Below are 20217 nucleotides of genomic sequence, written 5' to 3'. Positions count from 1 at the left end.
TCAGATACCGAGGTTCTTGAACGCCACGGCAAACAACGCGTCCACGATGATGACCATGGTGATGGAGGTGACCACCGAGGCCGTGGTGCCCTCGCCCAGGCTCTGCGTGTTGGGCTTGACGCGCAGGCCCCAGTGGCAACCGATCAGGGCAATCAGGGCGCCAAAAACCACCGACTTGGCCATCGCCAGCCCGAGGTTGCCGATCTTTACCGCCGCAGGCAGCGCCTGGGCAAAGTAGGCCGGCGAAATGCCCATGGCGACATCGGCCGCCAGCATGCCGCCGGCCAGCGCCGCCAGCGTGGTCCACACACTGATCAAGGGCATGGCCAGCGCCAGCGCCAGCGTGCGCGGCAACACCAGGCGAAAGCCGTGGGGAATGCCCATCACGCGCATGGCATCGAGTTCTTCGGTCACGCGCATCACACCGATCTGCGCCGTGATGGCAGAACCCGACCGGCCCGCCACCAGAATGGCCGCCAGCATGGGGCCGAGCTCGCGGATCAGCGAAATGCCCAGAATGTTGACGATGAAGGCCTCGGCGCCGAACTGGCGCAGCTGCAGGCTCATCAGGTAGGCCAGCACCACGCCAATCAGAAAACCCACCAGCGCCGTGATGGGCAGCGCCGTGGCGCCCATGCGGTACACATGGCCCGACATGTCGCGCCAGGGCCCGCGGTGCGGCGCGCGCGCCAGCCGCACCAGGTCGAGCGACAGCTGGCCCACCAGTTGCACCAGGTGCCTGGCGTGGTCCACGCCGTGCAGCACCAGCACACCGAGGTGGTCGACCTGCTCGGACAGGCGCCAGGGCTCTGGCGGCGGCGGCGCCACCGTCAGGCCGGCCACGCGTTCGAGCATGGCGCGCTGGGGGTCGCTCAGCAGCACGCGCTCGGGCCACTGCTGGCCCCAGTGGTTCCAGAGCAATTGCGCGCCCACATGGTCCAGCCACTGCAGGCTGAGCAGATCCCAGCCCCCCGCGGGCGCGGCATGCTCGCGCAACTGCACCGCCAGCGCCCGCCAGCTGGCGCGCTGGCCCAGCTCGGCCGCACCCCAGCGCCCCAGCAGCTGCGCCTGGGGTCCCTGGGGTGATTCGACACGGACGATATGGGGCGAAAGGTCGCTCATGGAGGGAGCGGCACGGGCCGCCATGGTTGGACAAAATCAGGGGCGCGGCGCCGGCGGAGCGCGCCAGGACCGGACCGCACACGCAAGCACAGCCGCCGGCCCCGTGCATGCAATTATTATCAAATTGACTTCCGGCGCAATATCAACAAGCGCCATTAGCTACAAATAGCGTAGCAATCCGCATTTCCCCCCTCGACAGCGGGCCGCCCCACCGCACAATGGCACCCAGCCTCTCAGCCCCTTTTTTCTTCCGCGCGACGCTGCAGCCAGCTTTCATCCCATGAGCGACACCACGTTTGACTACATCATCATCGGCGGCGGAACGGCCGGCGCCCTCCTCTGTAACCGCCTGAGCGCGGACGGCCGCAACCGCGTGCTGCTCATCGAGGCCGGTCGCAAGGACGACTACCACTGGATCCACATCCCCGTGGGCTACCTGTACTGCATCGGCAACCCGCGCACCGACTGGCTTTACCACACCGAGCCCGATGCCGGCCTGAACGGCCGCACCCTGCGCTACCCGCGCGGCAAGACGCTGGGCGGCTGCAGCAGCATCAACGGCATGATCTACATGCGCGGCCAGGCCCGTGACTACGACCACTGGGCCGAACTGACGGGCGACGCGAGCTGGCGCTGGGACAACGCACTGCCCTACTTTCGCCGCCACGAGGACCACTGGCGCCTGGACCAGCCGGACGGCGTGAACGAAAATTTCAAACGCCTGCATGGCAACAAGGCCACGGGCAGCCAGGGCGAGTGGCGCGTGGAAAAGCAGCGCCTGCGCTGGGACGTGCTCGATGCCTTCGCCCAGGCGGCGCAGCAGGCAGGCATTCCGGCCACCGATGATTTCAATGGCGGCAGCAACGAAGGCGTGGGCTATTTCGAGGTCAACCAGAAGAATGGCTGGCGCTGGAACACCGCCAAGGCCTTTTTGCGCCCCACCTGCTATGGCCGCCCCAACTTCGAGATGTGGACCGCCGCGCAGGCTTCCAAGCTCCTCATCGAGACACAGCCCGACGGCAGCCAGCGCTGCACCGGCGTGCAGGTGTGGGACGGCCACGAAATGGTCACGGCCCGCGCCACACAAGAGGTCATCCTGAGCGCCGGCGCGGTGAATTCGCCCCAGCTGCTGCAGCTGTCGGGCATCGGCCCGGCCGCGCTGCTGCGCCAGCATGGCATTGATGTGGTGCACGACCTGCCCGGCGTGGGCGCCAACCTGCAGGACCACCTGCAGATCCGTGCAGTGTTCAAGGTGCAGGGGGTGCAGACGCTCAACACCATGGCCACCTCGCTGCTGGGCAAGGCCAAGATCGGGCTCGAATATGCGCTCAAGCGCAGCGGCCCCATGAGCATGGCGCCCTCGCAGCTCGGCGCCTTCACGCGCAGCAGTGCCGACCAACCCTGGCCCAACATCGAGTACCACGTGCAGCCGCTGTCGCTCGACGCGTTTGGCGAGCCGCTGCACAGCTTTCCGGCCTTCACGGCCAGCGTGTGCAACCTCAACCCCACCAGCCGGGGGACGGTGAACATCAAGAGCGCCGACTTCAAGGCCGCCCCGGCCATCGCGCCCAACTACCTGAGCACCGCCGAGGACCGCCAGGTGGCCGCCGACAGCCTGCGCGTCACGCGCCGCATCGTGGCCCAGCCCGCGCTGGCCCCATACAAGCCGGAAGAGTGGAAACCGGGCGTGCAGTTTGAAAGCGACGAAGACCTGGCCCGCCTGGCCGGAGACATCGCCACCACCATCTTCCACCCCGTGGGCACCACCAAGATGGGGCGCGGCGATGACCCGATGGCCGTGCTGGATTCCCAGCTGCGCGTGCGCGGCATTGCGGGCCTGCGGGTGGTGGATGCGGGCGCCATGCCCACCATCACCAGCGGCAACACCAACTCGCCCACGCTGATGCTGGCCGAGAAGGCGGCCGAGTGGATCCTGCAGGCGCGCAAAACGGCGTAACGGGGGTGGGAAATCCCCAATGCATCACCGATAGACAGCCGTTAAAGTCACGCCACTCGAAAGCGCGCTTCGGTGTGCCAAGCGAGGGGCCCGAGGAGACATTTCTACCAATAATCCAATTCCAAGCATCCAACGAGGTGCATTCTTTTTCAGGCGCTGGTGATCCCAGCGCCTTTTTCTTGCCCGCTTTTCGCGCAAGACATCCCGACGATTGCGCCAACTCTTACCAAATTGATAGCAAACAAGGTGTGAAAATCCTGTGATGGAATGGATTTTTATCACCCTGGCCTCACTGCTTGCAGGCTTTGTGGATGCGATTGTGGGCGGTGGAGGACTGGTGATGGTGCCGGCGCTGTTTGCGGCCTTTCCCGGCGCGCCACCGGCCACGCTGCTGGGCACCAACAAGGCGGCATCGGTATGGGGAACCGCCATGGCTACCTGGCAGTACAGCCGGCGTGTGCAGATCCGCTGGTCGGCCATGCTGCCCGCTGCAGCCACCGGATTCATGGGGGCGTTCGCCGGCGCCTGGGCGGTCACGGTGATGTCCGCAGACTTCCTGCGCAAGTTGCTGCCACTCGTGCTGCTGGGCGTGCTGGCCTACACACTGGCCAAGAAGGAGCTGGGCCAGCACCACCTACCCCGCCATGAGGGGCGGACCGAAGCACTGGTGGCCTGCCTGATCGGCGGTCTCATCGGTTTCTACGACGGATTCTTCGGCCCCGGCACCGGCAGTTTTTTCGTCTTCCTGTTCGTGCGCCTGCTGGGCTACGATTTCCTCAACGCCTCGGCATCGGCCAAGCTGCTCAATTGCGCCACCAACATGGCTGCCATTGCACTGTTTGCCGCCAAGGGCCATGTGTGGTGGCACTTTGCCGTGACGCTGGCCGTAGCCAACGTCGTGGGCAGCCTGCTGGGAACGCACCTGGCGCTCAAGCACGGCACCGGCTTTGTGCGCGGCATTTTCATCGTGGTGGTGGGCACGCTGATCCTCAAGACCGGCTACGACGCCTTCCTGCGCTGAACCCATCCACCGCCAGCCCCCCACGCTACCCAGCCAGCGATCCAGGGGCTGGCGGAAACAGGCGGTGCCGCATGGACTGCCCTCTATAATCGATTGCGTCAGTTTTATGACGCCTATTACCTTTGGGCGCTATCATTTTCCAGGCTCCGGCTGCGTGACCCGCAAGCCGGTTTTTTTGTATCTGTACCACCCCGACAGGATTCTCCATGAAGCTTTTCAAGTTCATCGCCTCCACCCTGGCACTGTGCGCTGTCTTTTCCGTACAGGCCCGCTCCCTCGATGAGATCAAGAAGGGTGGCAAGATCATTGTGGCCACCGAAGGGCAGTTTGCGCCCTTCAATTACTTCAAGGGCACCACGCTGACGGGCTTTGAGGTGGAGGTGGCAGAACTCGCAGCCAAGAAGATGGGCCTGAAGATCGAATGGAAAACCATCGGTTTTGACGCCCTGCTGACCGGCCTGAAGCAGGACCGCTGGGATCTGGTGATCGCATCGCATGGCGTGACCGAAGAGCGCGCCAAGGCCGTCACCTTCACCGCGCCGCACTACTGCTCTGGCGGCATGGTGATCGCCATGGACCCCGCGATCCGCAACGCCAAGGACCTGGGGGGCAAGATCGTCGCCGTGCAGACCGGCACCAGCTACCTGGAAAATGTCCAGAAGGTCACGACCATCAAGGAAATGAAGAACTTTCCCACCGATGTGGACGCGCGCAGCGCACTCACCTCGCGCCGGGTGGACGCCTGGGTGACCGACCGTTTCGTGGCCAAGGAAGTGGTGGCCAAGAACCCCAAGGCAGGCCTGCAACTGGGCGAAATGGTCTTCATCGAGCGCATCGCCTCGGCGGTTGCCAAGGGCAACCAGCCCCTGGCGGATGCCTGGTCGAAGGCACTGGCCGAAACCATGGCCGATGGCAGCTACGCCGCCCTGTCGAAAAAGTACTTCAACGAAGACGTACGCTGCAACTGAAAAAGGGGGCTCCGGCCCTCTCTGATCCATGCTCATAGCCCTTTGGCCGCGCCACTGGAGCCGCCCGCAGCGTAGCAACGCCACGCTGGTTGCGGCTCTGGTCCTCATGGTGTTCATGCTGGCCCTGCTGGGCCAGATCCTTTCCTTTTTCCCCGAGCCCATCGGCTCCAACGCCCAGGCGTTTTCCGATGGTGCGCGCACCACGCTGTGGCTGACGCTGGTCAGCGGCGCCGTGGGCCTGGTGCTGGGCACGGCCGCGGCACTGGCACGCACGGCCCGCTGGATCGGTTTGCGCTGGCTGGCCGGTTTTTACATCTGGGCCATCCGCGGAACGCCGCTGCTGGTGCAGATCCTGTTTGTCTACTTCGCGCTGCCGGTGCTGGTGCCGGGGCTGAATCTGCCCGACTTTGCCGCCGCCGTGGTGGCGCTTGGGCTGAACGTGGGCGCCTACAACGCCGAAGCGATCCGCGCGGGTCTGCTGGCCGTGCCCCGGGGCCAGACGGAAGCCGCACGCGCACTGGGCCTCGGGCGTGGCCATGTATTTTTCGATGTGGTGTTTCCGCAGGCCTTCAAGATCTCGCTGCCGCCCCTGGTGAGCAATTTCGTGGCGCTGCTCAAGGACTCCTCGCTGGCGTACGCGATCGGCGTGGTGGAGCTGACCAATGTGGGCAACCGCATCCAGTCGGCGACGTTCCAGCCCATTGCCACCTTGACCACCGTGGCCCTGACCTACCTGCTGCTGACCACGCTGGTGACCCAGCTCTCCAACGCCATCGAACACCGCTTTGATGTGGAAGGGCGCATCCAATGAATGCCCCGACGCCCTACATCGTGGCGGAAAACGTCTGCAAGTCTTTTGGCACGAACCAGGTGCTCAAGGACGTATCCACGCATTTCAACACCGGCGAAGTGACCGTCATCATCGGAGCCTCCGGCTCGGGCAAGAGCACTTTGCTGCGCGCCATCAACCGGCTGGAGCCCCACGACAGCGGCACCATCCGCATCGGTGGCGTACCGGTCACGGACGATCCCCGCACCCTGCAGCAGCAGCGTTGCGAAGTGGGCATGGTGTTTCAGCAGTTCAACCTGTTTGGCCACATGAATGCGCTCGACAACGTGGCATTGGCCCCACGGCGCCTGCGCCATCTTGCAAGGGCCCAGGCCAACGAGCAGGCGATGACCCTGCTGCGCCGCGTTGGCATGCAGGACCATGCCCAAAAGTACCCATGGCAGCTGTCCGGCGGACAGCAGCAGCGCGTGGCCATCGCCCGCGCACTGGCCATGGCGCCGAAGGTCATGCTCTTTGACGAGCCCACCTCGGCGCTGGACCCCGAGATGGTTCAGGAAGTGCTCGACGTCATGCGCGAACTGGCGCGCGGCGGCATGACCATGATCGTGGTGACCCACGAGATGGGCTTTGCACGCGAGGTGGCGGACCGTGTGCTGTTCTTCGACAAGGGGCGCATTGCGCACGATGCGCCCCCCGCGGAGTTCTTCAACAATCCGGGCAACGACCGTATCCGCGCCTTCATCGGCCGGATGGGCACCTGAATCGCCGACGCCCCGTCGCGGCCGACCGCAAAGCACCAGGTCCCCGTCCCGTGGCTGCCGCGCAGCCTCGGACCGGCCTCCCCCTTGGCCCCCCAGTGCCGCGGTGCGGCAAGCGACCGCGCTGAATACCCGTTTCTTTTTTTATGCGCTCCGAACGTTTTGGACTATTGGCCCTGCTGGTGGTCACCACCGTGTGGGGAACCACGTTCCCCGCCATGAAGCTGCTGTCGGAGCACCTCGATGCCCTGCAGATCATCTGGTTGCGCTTTGCCCTGGCGCTGCTGGTGCTGGCACCGCTGTGGGTGGGTATGCGGCCCAAGGAGCGCCTGTGGGGTTGCGCGCTGGGGCTGTTGTTGTTTCTGGCCTTCTGGCTGCAGATCGAAGGCCTGGCGCGCACCAGCAGCAATCGCAACGCTTTCGTCACCGGGCTCAACGTGCTGGTGGTACCCTTGATCGCCATGGTGGCTCTCGGCCGTCGCTATGGCTGGCGCCTTTGGGCCGCGTGCGCCATGGCGTTCGCAGGCATGGTCTTGATGTTCCATGAGAACGGCCCCTGGAATCTGGGCGACTCGCTCACGCTGGCCAGTACGGTGTTCTACGCGGTCTATATCCTGGCGCTGGAAGAGTGCTCGCGCCGCACCGTGGCGCACCCGCTGCGCGCCACGCGCATGGCCGCGGCACAGGCGACCGTGATGTGCGCCTGCGCCACCGCGCTGCTGCTGGCCCGCGATGGCAGCATGGACTGGCTGCCATCGCTGGGCAAGCTGCAGACATCGAGCTGGCTGGCGCTCGTGTACCTGGGCTTTGTGGCCAGCGTGGTGGTGGTGACGCTGCAGGCCTGGGGCCAGCAGCGCGTGGATGCCATGCGCAGCGCCATCGTGTTCGGACTGGAGCCGGTTTTCGCCGCTCTGACCGCCTGGGTGCTGCTGGGTGAACGGCTGGGGTGGTCCGGACTGGGCGGTGCTGCCCTGATTGTGGCGGCTCTGGTTTTCAGCCAGATGGGGCCACCCCAGCGGATCACGGCACCCCCGGCCGCGTGAAGCCAGCGCGCCACGTTCCATTGGCGAAATCAGGCTCAGCGCTTCTGCAGAAATCGCCAGCAGCCATGATTTTTGGAAACCCTAAGGCGCTGACAGCGGAATATCGGCCACGGCACGCGGCTTGCCGATAGGTGCCGAGGCCTGTCCCTTCTGCACGGCGGCGATGTCTGCCTCGCTCGGGTACTCCCCCAGCAGCCAGTAGTCGAACACCCGGCGTGCAATGGGCGCAGCGTGCGCCGCGCCAAATCCGGCGTTTTCAACGATCAGGGCCAATGCAATCCTCGGATCTTTGGCGGGTGCGAACGCCGTGAACAGGGAATGGTCACGCTGGTGCTCCTCCAGCGCCTTGGCGTTGTAGCGCACGTTCTGCCCCAGGCTCACGGCCTGGGCCGTTCCGGTCTTGCCGCCCGAGGTATAGGGAGCCCCCGCAAACACGCGCGTTCCGGTCCCCCCCGTGTTCACGGCCACCATCGCGTTGCGCACGATGTCCACGTTCCGGGGCTGGTAGCCCAGGTTTTCGCCCGGTGGCTGCACGATCTCCGTCACCGCCCCCGTGACTGCATTCTTCACGGCCTTGGCCATGTGCGGGCGGTAGCGGGTTCCGCCGTTGACCATGGTGGCTTGCGCCTGCGCCAGCTGCAGCATGGTGAAGTTGTTGTAGCCCTGGCCGATGCCCAGCGAGACGGTTTCGCCCGGGAACCAGCGCTTCATCTCGGGGCGCTTGTAGGTGTTGCGCTTCCACTCGGTGCTGGGCAGGGTGCCGCGCACTTCGCCATTGAGGTCGATGCCGGTGGACTGGCCAAAGGTCAGGGGTTTCATGAAGTCGTGGATGGTGTCCACGCCCATCTCCACGGCCAGCGAATAGAAGTAGGTGTTGCTGGAGAACTGGATGGCGCGGTGCATGTCCAGCGCGCCCAGACCCCCTTCGTGGCTGCGGAAGGTGCGGCCACCGAACGTGTAGAAGCCCGGGTCGTTCACGATCATGCTGGCCGAGCGCTTGTTCAGCTCCAGCGCCGCCAGTGCCATGAAGGGCTTGTAGGTCGAACCCGGCGGGTACAGCCCGCGCAGGGCGCGGTTGAGCAGCGGCTTGTCGATGGATTCATTGAGCGCGGTCCAGTTTTCGACATCGATGCCTTCCACGAACAGATTGGGATCGAACGTGGGCTTGCTCACCAGCGCCAGGATCTCGCCGTTGCGCGGGTCGATGGCCACCAGCGCGCCGCGGCGGGAGCCGTACAACTCTTCCACCAGTTTCTGCAGCTTGACATCGATCGACAGCATCACGCTGTCGCCAGGCGTGGCCGCACGGCTCGACAGCTTGCGCACGGCACGGCCGCCCGCGGAAGTCTCCATCTGTTCCACGCCCGTGGCGCCATGCAATGCCGTTTCGTAACTCTGCTCGATGCCCAGCTTGCCGATGTACTCGGTGCCGCGGTAGTTGGCCTCTTCATCGGAGTCCTGTATCCGGGCTTTCTCCGCCTGGTTGATGCGCCCGATGTAGCCAATCGCATGGCTTGCCACCTCGCCCAGGGGATAGTTGCGAAAGAGCCGCGCCTTGATGTCCACTCCGGGAAACCGGTAGCGTTGCGCCGCAAAGCGTGCGACTTCCTCGTCCGTCAGACGGGTGCGGATGGGCAGCGATTCAAAATTGCGCGACTCCTCCATCAAACGCTTGAAGCGGCGGCGATCCCGGGCTTGAATCTCCACCACCTTCGACAATCCATCAATGGTGTCGTCCAGCGACCCCGCCCGCGAGGGCGTTATTTCGAGGGTATAGGCCGCATAGTTGGTTGCCAGCACCACACCGTTGCGATCCAGGATCAGGCCCCGGTTGGGGACAATCGGAACGATCGCGGTGCGGTTGCTCTCTGCCTGCGCCGCAAGGTCTTCGTGTCGCACCACCTGCAGAAAGAGCAGACGGGTCACGATCAGGCAGAACGCCAGAAAAACCACCGCACCGATCACCACGACCCGCGTACGAAACCGCGATGCGTCGGCCTCGACATTGCGCAGCTCCGTCATGTCCGCCATCCCTGGGGCACCTGCGAATGGCGCTCGCGCCAGGTGGCACGCAACGCCTCAGCAGGTGAATGGACACATTTCGTCATGCGCAACAAGACCTCACAGCGGCCGGTTCTCATCGCGATCCGGTGGACGGCGCTGCGGTGCCAGCAGCACCCAGCTGGCCGGAAGCCAGAGCAAAGCTTCCAGCACGGGCGCGAGCAGCCCCCAGAAGCCTGGAAAGACGCCTCCGCCCGCCATGCGCAGCAACAGCTCCACCGCGTGGGCCAGCACAAACAGCGGCAAGACCTGCAGCGCCTGGGACGGCACACTGAACCACAGCAACCGGCGATGCATCGCCATGGCGCCAAACGCCATCACGGTATAGGCCAGGGCATGCTGCCCCAGCCAGGATGACTGGTGCACATCCATGCACAGGCCCAGCACGAACGCCACGCCCATGCCGATGCGCTGGGGCTGGTGCACCACCCAGAACGCCAGCAGCAGCATCAGGATATCGGGCGTCCAGACCACGCGCCCGAGCGGTACAAAATTGATCGCCAGGCCCGCCACCAGGCTGGCGGCAATGAAGGCCGGATTGACTGGCAGCAGCAAGGGCTGCCCGCGCGGCATGATCATGGCGCGCGCCCCAGCGACGGAACATTCCTGCAGCACATCACTTGCGATCTCCCTTCTTGCCGGGAGACACCGCAACAGGTTCGTGCCGCTCTGGCATGGGTTCTGCCACCGGCTTGAGCAGCATCACATGGCGGGCTCCCTGCACCCCGGCGATGGGGGCGCAATAAATGCGGGCGAATGCCGAGTCGGCCCGCCGCTCCACGCGCACCACCTTGGCGACGGGCAGCCCCGGTGGATACACGCCATCGACCCCGCTGGTCGTGAGCAGGTCCCCCTCGAGGACGTCGGCGTTCGCCGGCATGAAGCGCAATTCCATGCCACCGGCATGGCCCGCCACCGGGTCCCCGTAGGCAACGCCGCGGGTACCGGTGCGTATATTCAGTACCGCAATGGCCTGATCACGGTCGATCAGCAATGTGACCTCGCTCACGAACGGATGCACCCGCGTGACCTGGCCCAGCACGCCCTTCTCATCGAGCACCGGAGCACCCAGCTCCACGCCTGCCGTCCGGCCCTGGTCCACCACCACCCGCCGGGTGTAGGGATCTGCCGTGTCGTAGAGCACCTGTGCCGCCTGGGCAGGGGTTTCCAGCCGGGTCCGAAGGTCCAGCAATTGCCGCAGATGCAAGTTTTCCTGCATCAACTGCTCCGACTGGAGTGCGCGCTGCGATATCAGGACCATCTGCTTGCGGGCCGCATCGGCGTCTTCCTGGGCCGTTTTCAGGGACCGGAAATAGCCACTGCCCTGCGCAATGAACTCGACCGGCTGCAGCATCAGCCATTGCACCGGGTAGATGACGGTGGCCACCGCCTGGCGCAATGCGCCCGTGAGGTGAAAGCGCGCATCCGCCACCATCAAAAACAGCGCCAATGCGCTGTAGAGGGCCAGCTTGGAAAGGGACGATGGCCCTTGCTTGAAAAACGGCGGCGCACTGCGCTCAAGGGTTCCGAGCGACATGGCACATGATCGTAGTCAGGCGGGACGGCACGAGCACGGCCACCGGGCCGCGGATGCGTGTCCACAAGGCATGGAGGCGAACGCAGTCAGTCATGCAATGGAGAACAGGGCGCGACCTGCGCAGGCACAGGCAGCCCCCCGCTTTACTCGCTGGTAAAAATGCTGCCCAGTCGGTCCATGCGCTCCAGCGCAATGCCGCAGCCCCGCACCACGCAGGTCAGCGGGTCTTCGGCCACCAGCACGGGCAGGCCGGTTTCCTCGGCCAGCAGGCGATCGAGGTCGCGCAGCAGCGCGCCGCCGCCGGTGAGCATCATGCCGCGGTCGGCAATGTCGGCGCCCAGCTCGGGCGGGGTCTGTTCCAGCGCGTTCTTGACGGCCGAGACGATCTGGTTGAGCGGGTCGGTCAGCGCTTCCAGCACTTCGTTGCTGGAGATGGTGAAGCTGCGCGGCACACCTTCGCTGAGGTTCCGGCCTTTGACCTCCATCTCGCGCACTTCGGAGCCCGGAAAGGCCGAGCCGATGTTCTTCTTGATGGCTTCAGCGGTTGGCTCGCCGATCAGCATGCCGTAGTTGCGGCGGATGTAGCTGATGATGGCTTCGTCGAACTTGTCGCCACCCACACGCACGCTGCCCTTGTAGACCATGCCGCCCAGCGAGATCACGCCCACCTCGGTGGTGCCGCCGCCGATGTCCACGACCATGGAGCCCGATGCCTCCGACACTGGCAGGCCTGCGCCGATACCGGCGGCCATGGGTTCTTCGATCAGATAGACGGCGGTGGCACCGGCGGCCTCGGCCGCGTCCTTGATGGCGCGGCGCTCGACCTGGGTGGAGCCACAGGGCACGCAGATGATGATGCGCGGGCTGGGGGTGAACAGCGTGCGCGGGTGCACCATCTTGATGAACTGCTTGATCATCTGCTCGGTGATCACGAAGTCGGCGATCACGCCGTCCTTCATGGGACGGATGGCCTCGATATTGCCGGGCACCTTGCCCAGCATGGCCTTGGCCTCACGGCCGACAGCCTGGATCACTTTCTTGCCATGGGGTCCACCTTCGTGGCGAATGGCGACGACAGAAGGTTCATCCAGCACAATGCCTTTGTCGCGTGCAAAGATGAGGGTGTTGGCTGTGCCAAGGTCAATGGCAAGATCGGTGGAGAAATACCGACGGAAAGCTCCGAACATTCAAAAATCCTCTCAAGCACGGCATGCACTTCGGCTTGCCGTCGCGGGGTGTGTCAGGGAGTGGGTGGGGGGTCAGATTTTGCTTTTTCCGCACAATGACCGTCAGGCAGGGGGTATTGCGGCAAAGCCGGGATAATACCCCATCCCCTGTGAATAACTTCGTCCGGTTTGACCGACGTCACAGCTTTACATCTGGTTTCCCTCCTTTTTCCCGTTATGGCACTGACACCCCAGGACATCGCTCGCATCGCCAATCTGGCGCGGCTGGAATTGACCCCTTCTGAGAGTGAGCGCATGCTGACTCAACTGAATGGTTTCTTTGGCATCGTGGAGAAGATGCGGGCGGTGGACACCTCGGGACTCACCCCCCTGGCGCATCCCGTCGCTGCCATCCAGGACGTGACCCTGCGGCTGCGCGAGGACGTGGCCAGCGAGCCGAACCAGCGCGAAGCCAACCAGCAAAGCGCCCCCGCTGTCGAACGAGGCCTGTTCCTCGTGCCCAAAGTGATCGAGTAAGAACCCCGCCGCATGACTTCCACCGCATTGCATGACCTGGGCGTGGCCCAGCTGGCCACCGAGCTGCGCGAGCGCCGCGTTTCCGCAGTCGAAGCCGCCCAGCATTTCCTGGCCCGCGCCAAGGCGCACCAGAACCTGGGCGCATTTGTGGCCCTGAACGAAGGCGCCACCCTGGCACAAGCCCAGGCCGCTGACGCCCGCATTGCCGCGGGCACGGCAGGCACCCTGGAAGGCGTGCCGATTGCGCACAAGGACATCTTTGTCACCAAGGGCTTCCCCAGCACCGCGGGCTCCAAGATGCTCGCGGGCTACCAGTCGCCCTTTGACGCCACCGTGGTCACCCGCCTGGCCGACGCGGGCGCCGTCACCCTGGGCAAGCTCAACTGCGACGAGTTCGCCATGGGCTCGGCCAACGAGAACTCGGCCGTGGCCCCCGTGGGCTTCGACTCCCCCGCGCCGGTGCGCAACCCCTGGGACAGCCATCGCATTCCCGGCGGCTCCTCGGGCGGCAGTGCCGTGGCCGTGGCCGCGCGCCTGGCCCCCGCCGTGACCGGCACCGATACCGGCGGCTCCATCCGCCAGCCCGCATCGTTTTGCGGCATCACCGGCATCAAGCCGACCTATGGCCGCGCCAGCCGCTACGGCATGATCGCCTTCGCTTCCAGCCTGGACCAGGCCGGCCCCATGGCCCGCTCGGCCGAAGACTGCGCCCTGCTGCTGTCGGCCATGTGCGGCCCGGACCCGGACCGCGACTCCACCAGCCTGGACGTCCCTGCCGAGAACTTCAGCGCCAAGCTCAACGACAGCATCGAGGGCCTGCGCATCGGCATCCCCGCCGAGTTCTTTGGCGAAGGCCTGGCGCCCGACGTGCGCGCCGCTGTCGATGCCGCCCTGAAGGAATACGAGAAGCTCGGCGCCCAGCTCGTGCCCATCAGCCTGCCGCGCACCGAGCTGTCCATTCCGGTGTACTACATCATCGCCCCGGCCGAAGCCTCGTCCAACCTCTCCCGCTTTGACGGCGTGAAGTTCGGCCACCGCGCCAAGAATTACACCGATCTGGTCGACATGTACAAGAAGACCCGCGCGGAAGGCTTTGGCGATGAGGTCAAGCGCCGCATCATGATCGGCACCTATGTGCTCTCGCACGGTTACTACGACGCCTACTACCTGCAGGCGCAAAAGATCCGCCGCATGATCGCCGACGACTTCCAGAACGCATTCAAGCACTGCGACCTGATCGCCGGCCCCGTGGCGCCCACCGTGGCCTGGAAGCTCGGCGAACATGGCAACGACCCGCTGGCCGACTACCTGGCCGACATCTTCACCCTGCCCGCATCGCTGGCGGGCCTGCCCGGCATGAGCGTGCCTGCGGGTTTTGGCGAGAGCGGCATGCCCGTGGGGCTGCAGCTCATCGGCAACTACTTCCACGAAGCCCGCCTTCTGAACGCTGCGCACCGCCTGCAGCAAGCCACTGACTTCCACCTCCGGCAACCCGGAGGTCTGTGATATGACCAGCAAATTGATCCACGGCTATGAAGTCGTCATCGGCTTCGAGACCCACACCCAGCTCGCCACGCAGAGCAAGATCTTCAGCCGCGCCCCCACCGCCTTTGGCGCCGAGCCCAACACCCAGGCCTGCGCGGTGGACCTGGCCCTGCCCGGCACGCTGCCGGTAATGAACCGCGAAGCGGTGGCATGCGCTATCAAACTGGGACTGGCCCTGGGCTCCCACATTGCGCCCGTGAGCATTTTTGCGCGCAAGAACTACTTCTACCCCGACCTGCCCAAGGGCTACCAGATCAGCCAGTTCGAGATCCCGGTCGTGCAAGGCGGCGAGGTGTCGTTCTTCCTGGAAACAGGAAAGGGCGCCGACGCGGCGCGGGAGAAGAAGACCGTGCGCCTGGTGCGCGCCCACCTCGAAGAAGACGCAGGCAAATCGCTGCACGAGGACTTCATCGGCCAGTCGGGCATCGACCTGAACCGTGCCGGCACGCCGCTGCTGGAGATCGTGACCGAGCCCGACATGCGCTCATCCGAGGAGGCCGTGGCCTATGCCAAGGAACTGCACAAGATCGTGACCTGGATCGGCATCTGCGACGGCAACATGCAGGAAGGATCGTTCCGCTGCGACGCCAACGTGTCCGTGCGCAAGCCCGGCGCCGCTTTAGGCACGCGCCGCGAGATCAAGAACCTGAACTCGTTCAAGTTCATGCAGCAGGCCATCGACTACGAAATCCGCTGGCAGATCGAGCAGATCGAGGACGGCCACGCCATCCAGCAGGCCACCGTGCTGTTCGACCCCGACACCGGCGAAACCCGCGCCATGCGCACCAAGGAAGACGCGGCGGACTACCGCTACTTTCCCGACCCGGACCTGCCGCCGCTCCACATTTCAGCGCAATGGGTGCAGGAACAGCGTGCACTGATGGCCGAGTTGCCCCGCGCCATGGCTGCGCGCTTCGTGGCGGACCATGGCCTGCCCGAATACGACGCCACCACGCTCACGCAAAGCAAGGCCATGGCAGCCTACTTCGAAGCTGCGGCCACGGCCTGCGGGCAGCCGAAGCTGGCCAGCAACTGGATCATGGGCGAGATGTCGCGCCGCCTGAACGCGGGCGAGATCGGCATCGAGCAGGCACCGGTGTCGTCTGCGCAGCTGGCTGCACTGATCGCGCGCATCGCGGATGGCACGATTTCCAACAACGCGGCCAGGCAGGTATTTGATGCGCTGTGGAACGGTGAATCGGCCGACGTGGACGCAGTCATCGAATCCAAGGGCCTCAAGCAGATGAATGACAGCGGCGCACTGGAGAAGATCATCGACGAGGTGATCGCTGCCAACGCCGACAACGTGGCGCAGTTCCGCGCAGGCAAGGACAAGGCCTTCAATGCGCTGGTGGGTCAGATCATGAAGGCCAGCAAGGGCAAGGCCAATCCGACGCAGGTCAACGAGTTGCTGCGCGCACGGCTCGCAGCCTGATTTCACGGGGCACGGCGCACTGGCCTGCCGGTGCTGCCTTCAGCGCGTGGAGGCTGGCAGCAACACATCGGAGGCTGCGGCTGCGGGCGCCATTTGCGCGGCCCACAGCCTGCGCAGCTGTGCCAGCTCTGCGTCGTAGCGCTGGTGGATGCGGCGTTTTTCCTGCTCCTGGTTGAGCACGAAGCGCCGCTGCTCCGCCATGCCTGCATCGTTTTCGGCAATCTTGCGGCGCAGCGCCATGGGGGCCTTGGCGGGATCCCGCTGGTAAAACTCCATTTCGGTTTCCAGGGCCTTGCGCTGCTGCTGCAGTTCCAGCACGCGCTTCTCGGCGACGGTGGTGACATCCTCCAGCAGCTGAATGGCTGAGGCGCGCTCCTTATCATGGGCCGCCTTGTCCGGATAACGGGCAGTGAGAACCCGCTCGCGGCGGCGCTCTTCCTGCTGGCGGGCCCGCTCCTCAGCCTCCTTGCGGCGCTGCACTTCCAGGGCGGCCCGCTCCTTCTCGGTGAGGGAAGGCCCAATCTGGCGCCGGACGGTGCCCGTGGGACCCAGTTCACGCTGCTCGCGGTCCAGGCATTCGGCAATGGGACGGTCCGCCGTCAGGCGGCGCCCCTGGCGATCGACACAGGTGTAGATGCTGCCGGCATTGGTCTGTTGCGCCCACGCGCACTGCACTGCCACGCTGGCCATCACACCGGCTCCCATGATCCACGCCCATTTGCTCAACTGCATGACCCTTGGTTGACTCCATACCGCTGGCGATAGGCCAGCACCCGCGCGTGGTGCGCGCTCATCTCCCCTCCCCCTTTTTCGGAAAGATAGAGCAATAAGTCTGCCAGGGTTGCAATGGCGCACACCTGCATGCCCAGCTGATGGCGCACATACTGCACGGCGCTGTGCGCTACGTCCTGGCCATTCTCGGTGGCTTTTTCCTGGCGATCCAATGCAATGGCGACCGCGTGGGGCACAGCGCCAGCGGCGCGGATGATGGCGATGGACTCGCGTGCGGCGGTGCCTGCCGACATCACGTCGTCAATGATCAGCACCCGCCCCTGGAGGGGTGCGCCCACCAGGGTGCCGCCTTCTCCATGGTCCTTGGCTTCCTTGCGGTTGTAGGCGAAGGGCACGTTGCGCCCCCGCCGCGCCAGCTCCACGGCCACGGTCGCAGCCAGGGGAATGCCCTTGTAGGCTGGACCGAACACCATGTCGAACTCGATTCCGCTGGCCAGCAGGGCTTTTGCATAAAATTCCGCAAGGCGGCCCAGCTTGTCCCCGTCGTCGAACAGGCCGGCGTTGAAGAAGTAGGGACTCAGGCGCCCCGCCTTGGTCTTGAACTCCCCGAACCGCAGCACCCCTGCCTCAACGGCAAAACGGACAAAATCCTGCGCCAGACGACCCTGCTCAGGGTTTGGTGCGCCAACATTCACCATGGAAATTCCTTGTTCAAGTTAACCAGCCTCAATCTCAACGGCATCCGTTCCGCCACCAGCAAGGGCGTGGAACCCTGGATCGCAAGCATGCGGCCGGATTGTATTTGCGTGCAGGAAGTGAAGGCCCAGGCCGCCGATATCGCCACGCGTTTCGAACAGCTTGCCGGGATGAACGGCCACTTCCACTTTGCCCAGAAAAAGGGCTACTCGGGCGTCGGCATCTACACGCGCCATGAGCCCAGCGAGGTCATCGCCGGCTATGGCTCGCCCGAGTTCGATGCCGAGGGCCGCTATATCGAACTGCGCTTTGACACGCCCGCGCGCAAGCTGTCCATCATCAGCGCGTATTTTCCCAGCGGCTCGTCGGGCGAAGAGCGTCAGCTGGCCAAATTCCGCTTCCTGGAAGAGTTCCATCCGCATCTGATGGCCGCCAAGGGCCAGCGGGAGTTCATCCTGTGTGGCGACATCAACATCGCCCACCAGCAGATCGATCTGAAAAACTGGCGCAGCAACCAGAAAAACAGCGGCTTCCTGCCCGAAGAACGCGCCTGGATGACAAAACTGTTGCACACAACTGATGCCGGCGGCGGCCTGGTGGACGTTTACCGTCAGTTACAACCAACGGCCACCGACACCGCCTACACCTGGTGGAGCAACCGGGGGCAGGCCTATGCCAACAACGTGGGGTGGCGTCTGGATTACATACTACGACAAAAAACCCACGATAATTGGGTATGTCCCAACCTCGTGTTTACTCCTACCGCCGCTTCTCGTCGGAGCGTCAAGCCCAAGGGCATAGCCTCGAACGTCAGACGGCCGCAGCGCGTGTTTGGTGTCAGGAGAATGGGCATGTCTTGGATGAAGACTTGGCACTGTCGGACCTTGGGATCTCCGCTTTCAAGGGCAAGAACGCAACCGAAGGGGCACTGGCTGCCTTCTTAATTGCAGCCAAGGAGGGGAGGATTCCCCGTGGCTCCATCCTACTCGTCGAGAGCCTGGATCGACTCTCACGAAACACAATTACGGATGCGGTAGCCCTCCTCACCTCGATAGTGCGCGCAGGGATTCGCGTTGTTTCGCTAATCGACGGCAAAGAGTGGAACGAAAACACGATCAACGACACGGTCAACTTCATGATGTCCGTGCTCCTGTTTGCGCGGGCTCATGAGGAGAGCGCAACAAAGGCTAGGCGCGTTCGCGCAGCTTTTGCCAAAAAGCGTGAGGCGAAATTGCCTGTCGTCTCTCATGGTCATGGTCCGGGTTGGGCATATCCCAGGGAAGATCGCCAAGGATGGTTGCTGGACGAGGCCAAGGCTGCGTCTGTGGTCAAAGTGTTTGAGCATGTGGCCAACGGCCATGGCGGGGTGAGCGTTGCTCGAATCGCTAACACAGAGGAATGGCCGCTTCCATGGCGAGTACGGGCTAACACCAACACACGATGGGAACACACCCAGGTTAGCCGCTTGGTTCGTGACCGTCGAGTCCTGGGAGAATGGCAACCAAAGCAGATGGTGGGTACTGAATTGGTTCCTTTGGGCGATCCGGTCACCGACTACTTTCCACGAGTTATCACTGACGATCTCTGGGGGAGAGTCCATGCTGCGTTGGATGGGCGGCAATCTATACCCAGACTCCGTGGCATCAAAGGGGATCTGCTGGCTGGGCTCCTGTACTGCAACTGTGGGGAACGCATGCAAAAGAAGCCCGCATGGAAGCGTGGCAGTGCGAGGTACTACTGTCTGGGTCGAGTCGCAGGTGCTAGCACCTGTGCGCCCATCAGTGAGGCTGCAATCATCGATTTCGGGTTCTCGTTCTTGGCCACCGCTGAGGCCGGGCAGTTTCAGGAAACCGAGGCACTTCGATTGACGCGCATTGCAATTGACGAAGCCAATGCAAAACTTGCCGATCTCGATTCCAAGTCTGAGCGCTACTTGGCTGCGATTGAAGAAGGCGGAGAAATGAGGTTGGTAACGCAACGGCTCCGCGAGATCGAACAGCAGCAGGACTCGCTTCGGGAAGTTGTCCGGCAAAAACGGAATGAGCTAGCCGCAGCACCAAAAGGCGGGAATGACTTTGGAAGCCTGTTTGCAGAGGATGTCAAAGCAGCGCTGAACGACAAGAGCGCAGTCAAGGAGAGGCACAGGATCTCAACGGCGCTTAATCGGCTACTTACCAAAGTGGTTTGGAGCGGCGATGGTTGGCTCATGTTCCACACCAGAGATGGCAACATGATCGCTCGGACAGTACCTAGGAGTGCGCTGGAACGAGCGCCCCGGAAGGACAAAAAGTCTGCTGCATAACAGCCGCAGATTCTTGCTTCGATCAAGCATCGACGTTGAAGTCGAGGCTCGCCGCAGAGCTGTCCAAGGGAGGACAGTAAGGTGTAGAAATGAAAACCGGCACACACTCAACGGTAGTCGCACAGGTTTGCAACCAACCCGATGCCCCGTTGAAGTCCTGATCCATCAGTTGAACAGAAAGCGACAGTTCCCACGTGTCGCCGTCCAGGTCACTCGTTGCCGACAGCAGAGGCGGCATAGAAATGATGTGAGTGAAGTAGACGAAGACTGATGTGATGCCTTCGTGCGGGTAATAGTCCCAGGTGCCACTCAACGTTGAGTGCGTTTGATGAAACCAAGTCTTTGAGGGTCGACTAGGAGCGCCGTCAAGACGGAACTGGACACCGAAAAGCTCACGTTTGAGAGTGTTTACAGGAGTATCGACCTCGCTTCTGACTTTGTCGAGCCACTGCCTAAGGCAATGCTGATTAAGGTCCACCGGTGTTGCCTCTCAAACGTTATCCGCCCATGAAGCAGCAGACCCTGGCCATGGCCGCAGATCAAGACA

General features: G+C 63.8%; 18 protein-coding genes and 1 pseudogene. 11 read left to right on the top strand and 8 right to left on the bottom strand.

Annotated features, from left to right (window positions below):
* Nucleotides 1–1122, bottom strand: a complete 1122-nt coding sequence (locus tag BLW02_RS16030; RefSeq protein ID WP_092700163.1) for an MlaE family ABC transporter permease — start codon at nucleotides 1120–1122, stop codon at nucleotides 1–3.
* Between the two features lie 280 nt (nucleotides 1123–1402).
* Between BLW02_RS16030 and BLW02_RS16025 the strand changes: the two genes are divergently transcribed.
* The 6 genes from BLW02_RS16025 to BLW02_RS16000 all read left to right on the top strand — a co-directional run bounded on the left by BLW02_RS16025 (nucleotide 1403) and on the right by BLW02_RS16000 (nucleotide 7659).
* On the top strand, nucleotides 1403–3079 hold the full coding sequence (locus BLW02_RS16025) for a GMC family oxidoreductase (protein ID WP_092700161.1): 1677 nt from the start codon (nucleotides 1403–1405) through the stop codon (nucleotides 3077–3079).
* 262 nt (nucleotides 3080–3341) lie between these two features.
* The gene (locus tag BLW02_RS16020; protein WP_092700159.1) at nucleotides 3342–4100 is read left to right on the top strand and encodes a sulfite exporter TauE/SafE family protein; all 759 of its coding nucleotides are present in this window, start codon (nucleotides 3342–3344) and stop codon (nucleotides 4098–4100) included.
* A gap of 206 nt (nucleotides 4101–4306) precedes the next feature.
* The gene (locus tag BLW02_RS16015) at nucleotides 4307–5068 is read left to right on the top strand and encodes an ABC transporter substrate-binding protein (RefSeq protein WP_092700157.1); all 762 of its coding nucleotides are present in this window, start codon (nucleotides 4307–4309) and stop codon (nucleotides 5066–5068) included.
* A gap of 28 nt (nucleotides 5069–5096) precedes the next feature.
* Nucleotides 5097–5879: an amino acid ABC transporter permease gene (locus tag BLW02_RS16010; RefSeq protein WP_092700155.1), complete on the top strand. Its 783-nt coding sequence runs from the start codon at nucleotides 5097–5099 to the stop codon at nucleotides 5877–5879.
* On the top strand, nucleotides 5876–6619 hold the full coding sequence (locus tag BLW02_RS16005; protein ID WP_092700153.1) for an amino acid ABC transporter ATP-binding protein: 744 nt from the start codon (nucleotides 5876–5878) through the stop codon (nucleotides 6617–6619). Before BLW02_RS16010 ends, BLW02_RS16005 begins: the two co-directional genes overlap by 4 nt.
* Nucleotides 6620–6762: 143 nt before the next feature.
* Entirely contained in the window at nucleotides 6763–7659 is an 897-nt protein-coding gene (locus tag BLW02_RS16000; RefSeq protein ID WP_092700151.1) for a DMT family transporter, read from the top strand.
* An 81-nt stretch (nucleotides 7660–7740) separates the two neighbouring features.
* On the opposite strand, the gene mrdA is transcribed toward BLW02_RS16000, so the two are convergent.
* The 4 genes from mrdA to BLW02_RS15980 form a co-directional block, all read right to left on the bottom strand.
* Entirely contained in the window at nucleotides 7741–9681 is a 1941-nt protein-coding gene (gene mrdA / locus BLW02_RS15995; RefSeq protein WP_092700199.1) for a penicillin-binding protein 2, read from the bottom strand.
* 99 nt (nucleotides 9682–9780) lie between these two features.
* A complete protein-coding gene (gene mreD / locus BLW02_RS15990) occupies nucleotides 9781–10299 on the bottom strand; it encodes a rod shape-determining protein MreD (RefSeq protein WP_092700149.1) in 519 nt (172 codons plus the stop codon).
* Between the two features lie 37 nt (nucleotides 10300–10336).
* A complete protein-coding gene (gene mreC / locus BLW02_RS15985) occupies nucleotides 10337–11257 on the bottom strand; it encodes a rod shape-determining protein MreC (protein ID WP_092700147.1) in 921 nt (306 codons plus the stop codon).
* 143 nt (nucleotides 11258–11400) lie between these two features.
* Nucleotides 11401–12444: a rod shape-determining protein gene (locus tag BLW02_RS15980; protein ID WP_005798130.1), complete on the bottom strand. Its 1044-nt coding sequence runs from the start codon at nucleotides 12442–12444 to the stop codon at nucleotides 11401–11403.
* A 216-nt stretch (nucleotides 12445–12660) separates the two neighbouring features.
* Here BLW02_RS15980 and gatC point away from each other — a divergent pair, with 216 nt between their 5' ends.
* The 3 genes from gatC to gatB are packed head-to-tail and all read left to right on the top strand — an operon-like array spanning nucleotide 12661 to nucleotide 15940.
* Nucleotides 12661–12960: an Asp-tRNA(Asn)/Glu-tRNA(Gln) amidotransferase subunit GatC gene (gene gatC / locus BLW02_RS15975; RefSeq protein ID WP_026434984.1), complete on the top strand. Its 300-nt coding sequence runs from the start codon at nucleotides 12661–12663 to the stop codon at nucleotides 12958–12960.
* A gap of 12 nt (nucleotides 12961–12972) precedes the next feature.
* The gene (gene gatA / locus BLW02_RS15970; RefSeq protein WP_092700145.1) at nucleotides 12973–14466 is read left to right on the top strand and encodes an Asp-tRNA(Asn)/Glu-tRNA(Gln) amidotransferase subunit GatA; all 1494 of its coding nucleotides are present in this window, start codon (nucleotides 12973–12975) and stop codon (nucleotides 14464–14466) included.
* 1 nt (nucleotide 14467) lies between these two features.
* Entirely contained in the window at nucleotides 14468–15940 is a 1473-nt protein-coding gene (gene gatB, locus BLW02_RS15965) for an Asp-tRNA(Asn)/Glu-tRNA(Gln) amidotransferase subunit GatB (protein ID WP_092700143.1), read from the top strand.
* 39 nt (nucleotides 15941–15979) lie between these two features.
* Here gatB and BLW02_RS15960 read toward each other — a convergent pair whose 3' ends face one another.
* Together BLW02_RS15960 and pyrE are read right to left on the bottom strand one after the other, a co-directional pair.
* Nucleotides 15980–16672: a DUF4124 domain-containing protein gene (locus tag BLW02_RS15960; RefSeq protein WP_092700141.1), complete on the bottom strand. Its 693-nt coding sequence runs from the start codon at nucleotides 16670–16672 to the stop codon at nucleotides 15980–15982.
* On the bottom strand, nucleotides 16663–17370 hold the full coding sequence (gene pyrE / locus BLW02_RS15955) for an orotate phosphoribosyltransferase (protein ID WP_092700139.1): 708 nt from the start codon (nucleotides 17368–17370) through the stop codon (nucleotides 16663–16665). The genes BLW02_RS15960 and pyrE overlap by 10 nt, the downstream gene beginning before the upstream one ends.
* Nucleotides 17371–17379: 9 nt before the next feature.
* On the opposite strand from pyrE, the pseudogene BLW02_RS15950 reads away from it, so the two are divergent.
* Nucleotides 17380–18078 (top strand): annotated as a pseudogene (locus BLW02_RS15950) (exodeoxyribonuclease III); the annotation flags it as partial.
* A 26-nt stretch (nucleotides 18079–18104) separates the two neighbouring features.
* On the top strand, nucleotides 18105–19670 hold the full coding sequence (locus tag BLW02_RS15945; protein ID WP_092700137.1) for a recombinase family protein: 1566 nt from the start codon (nucleotides 18105–18107) through the stop codon (nucleotides 19668–19670).
* A 22-nt stretch (nucleotides 19671–19692) separates the two neighbouring features.
* Here BLW02_RS15945 and BLW02_RS19755 read toward each other — a convergent pair whose 3' ends face one another.
* The gene (locus BLW02_RS19755; protein WP_139285392.1) at nucleotides 19693–20148 is read right to left on the bottom strand and encodes a hypothetical protein; all 456 of its coding nucleotides are present in this window, start codon (nucleotides 20146–20148) and stop codon (nucleotides 19693–19695) included.
* Between the last annotated feature and the right edge of the window lie 69 nt (nucleotides 20149–20217).

The organism is Acidovorax soli, assembly GCF_900107605.1.
GTDB lineage: Bacteria > Pseudomonadota > Gammaproteobacteria > Burkholderiales > Burkholderiaceae_C > Acidovorax > Acidovorax soli.
Note: the sequence above shows the minus strand (reverse complement) of the source record. Positions and strands in the feature narration are given on the sequence as shown.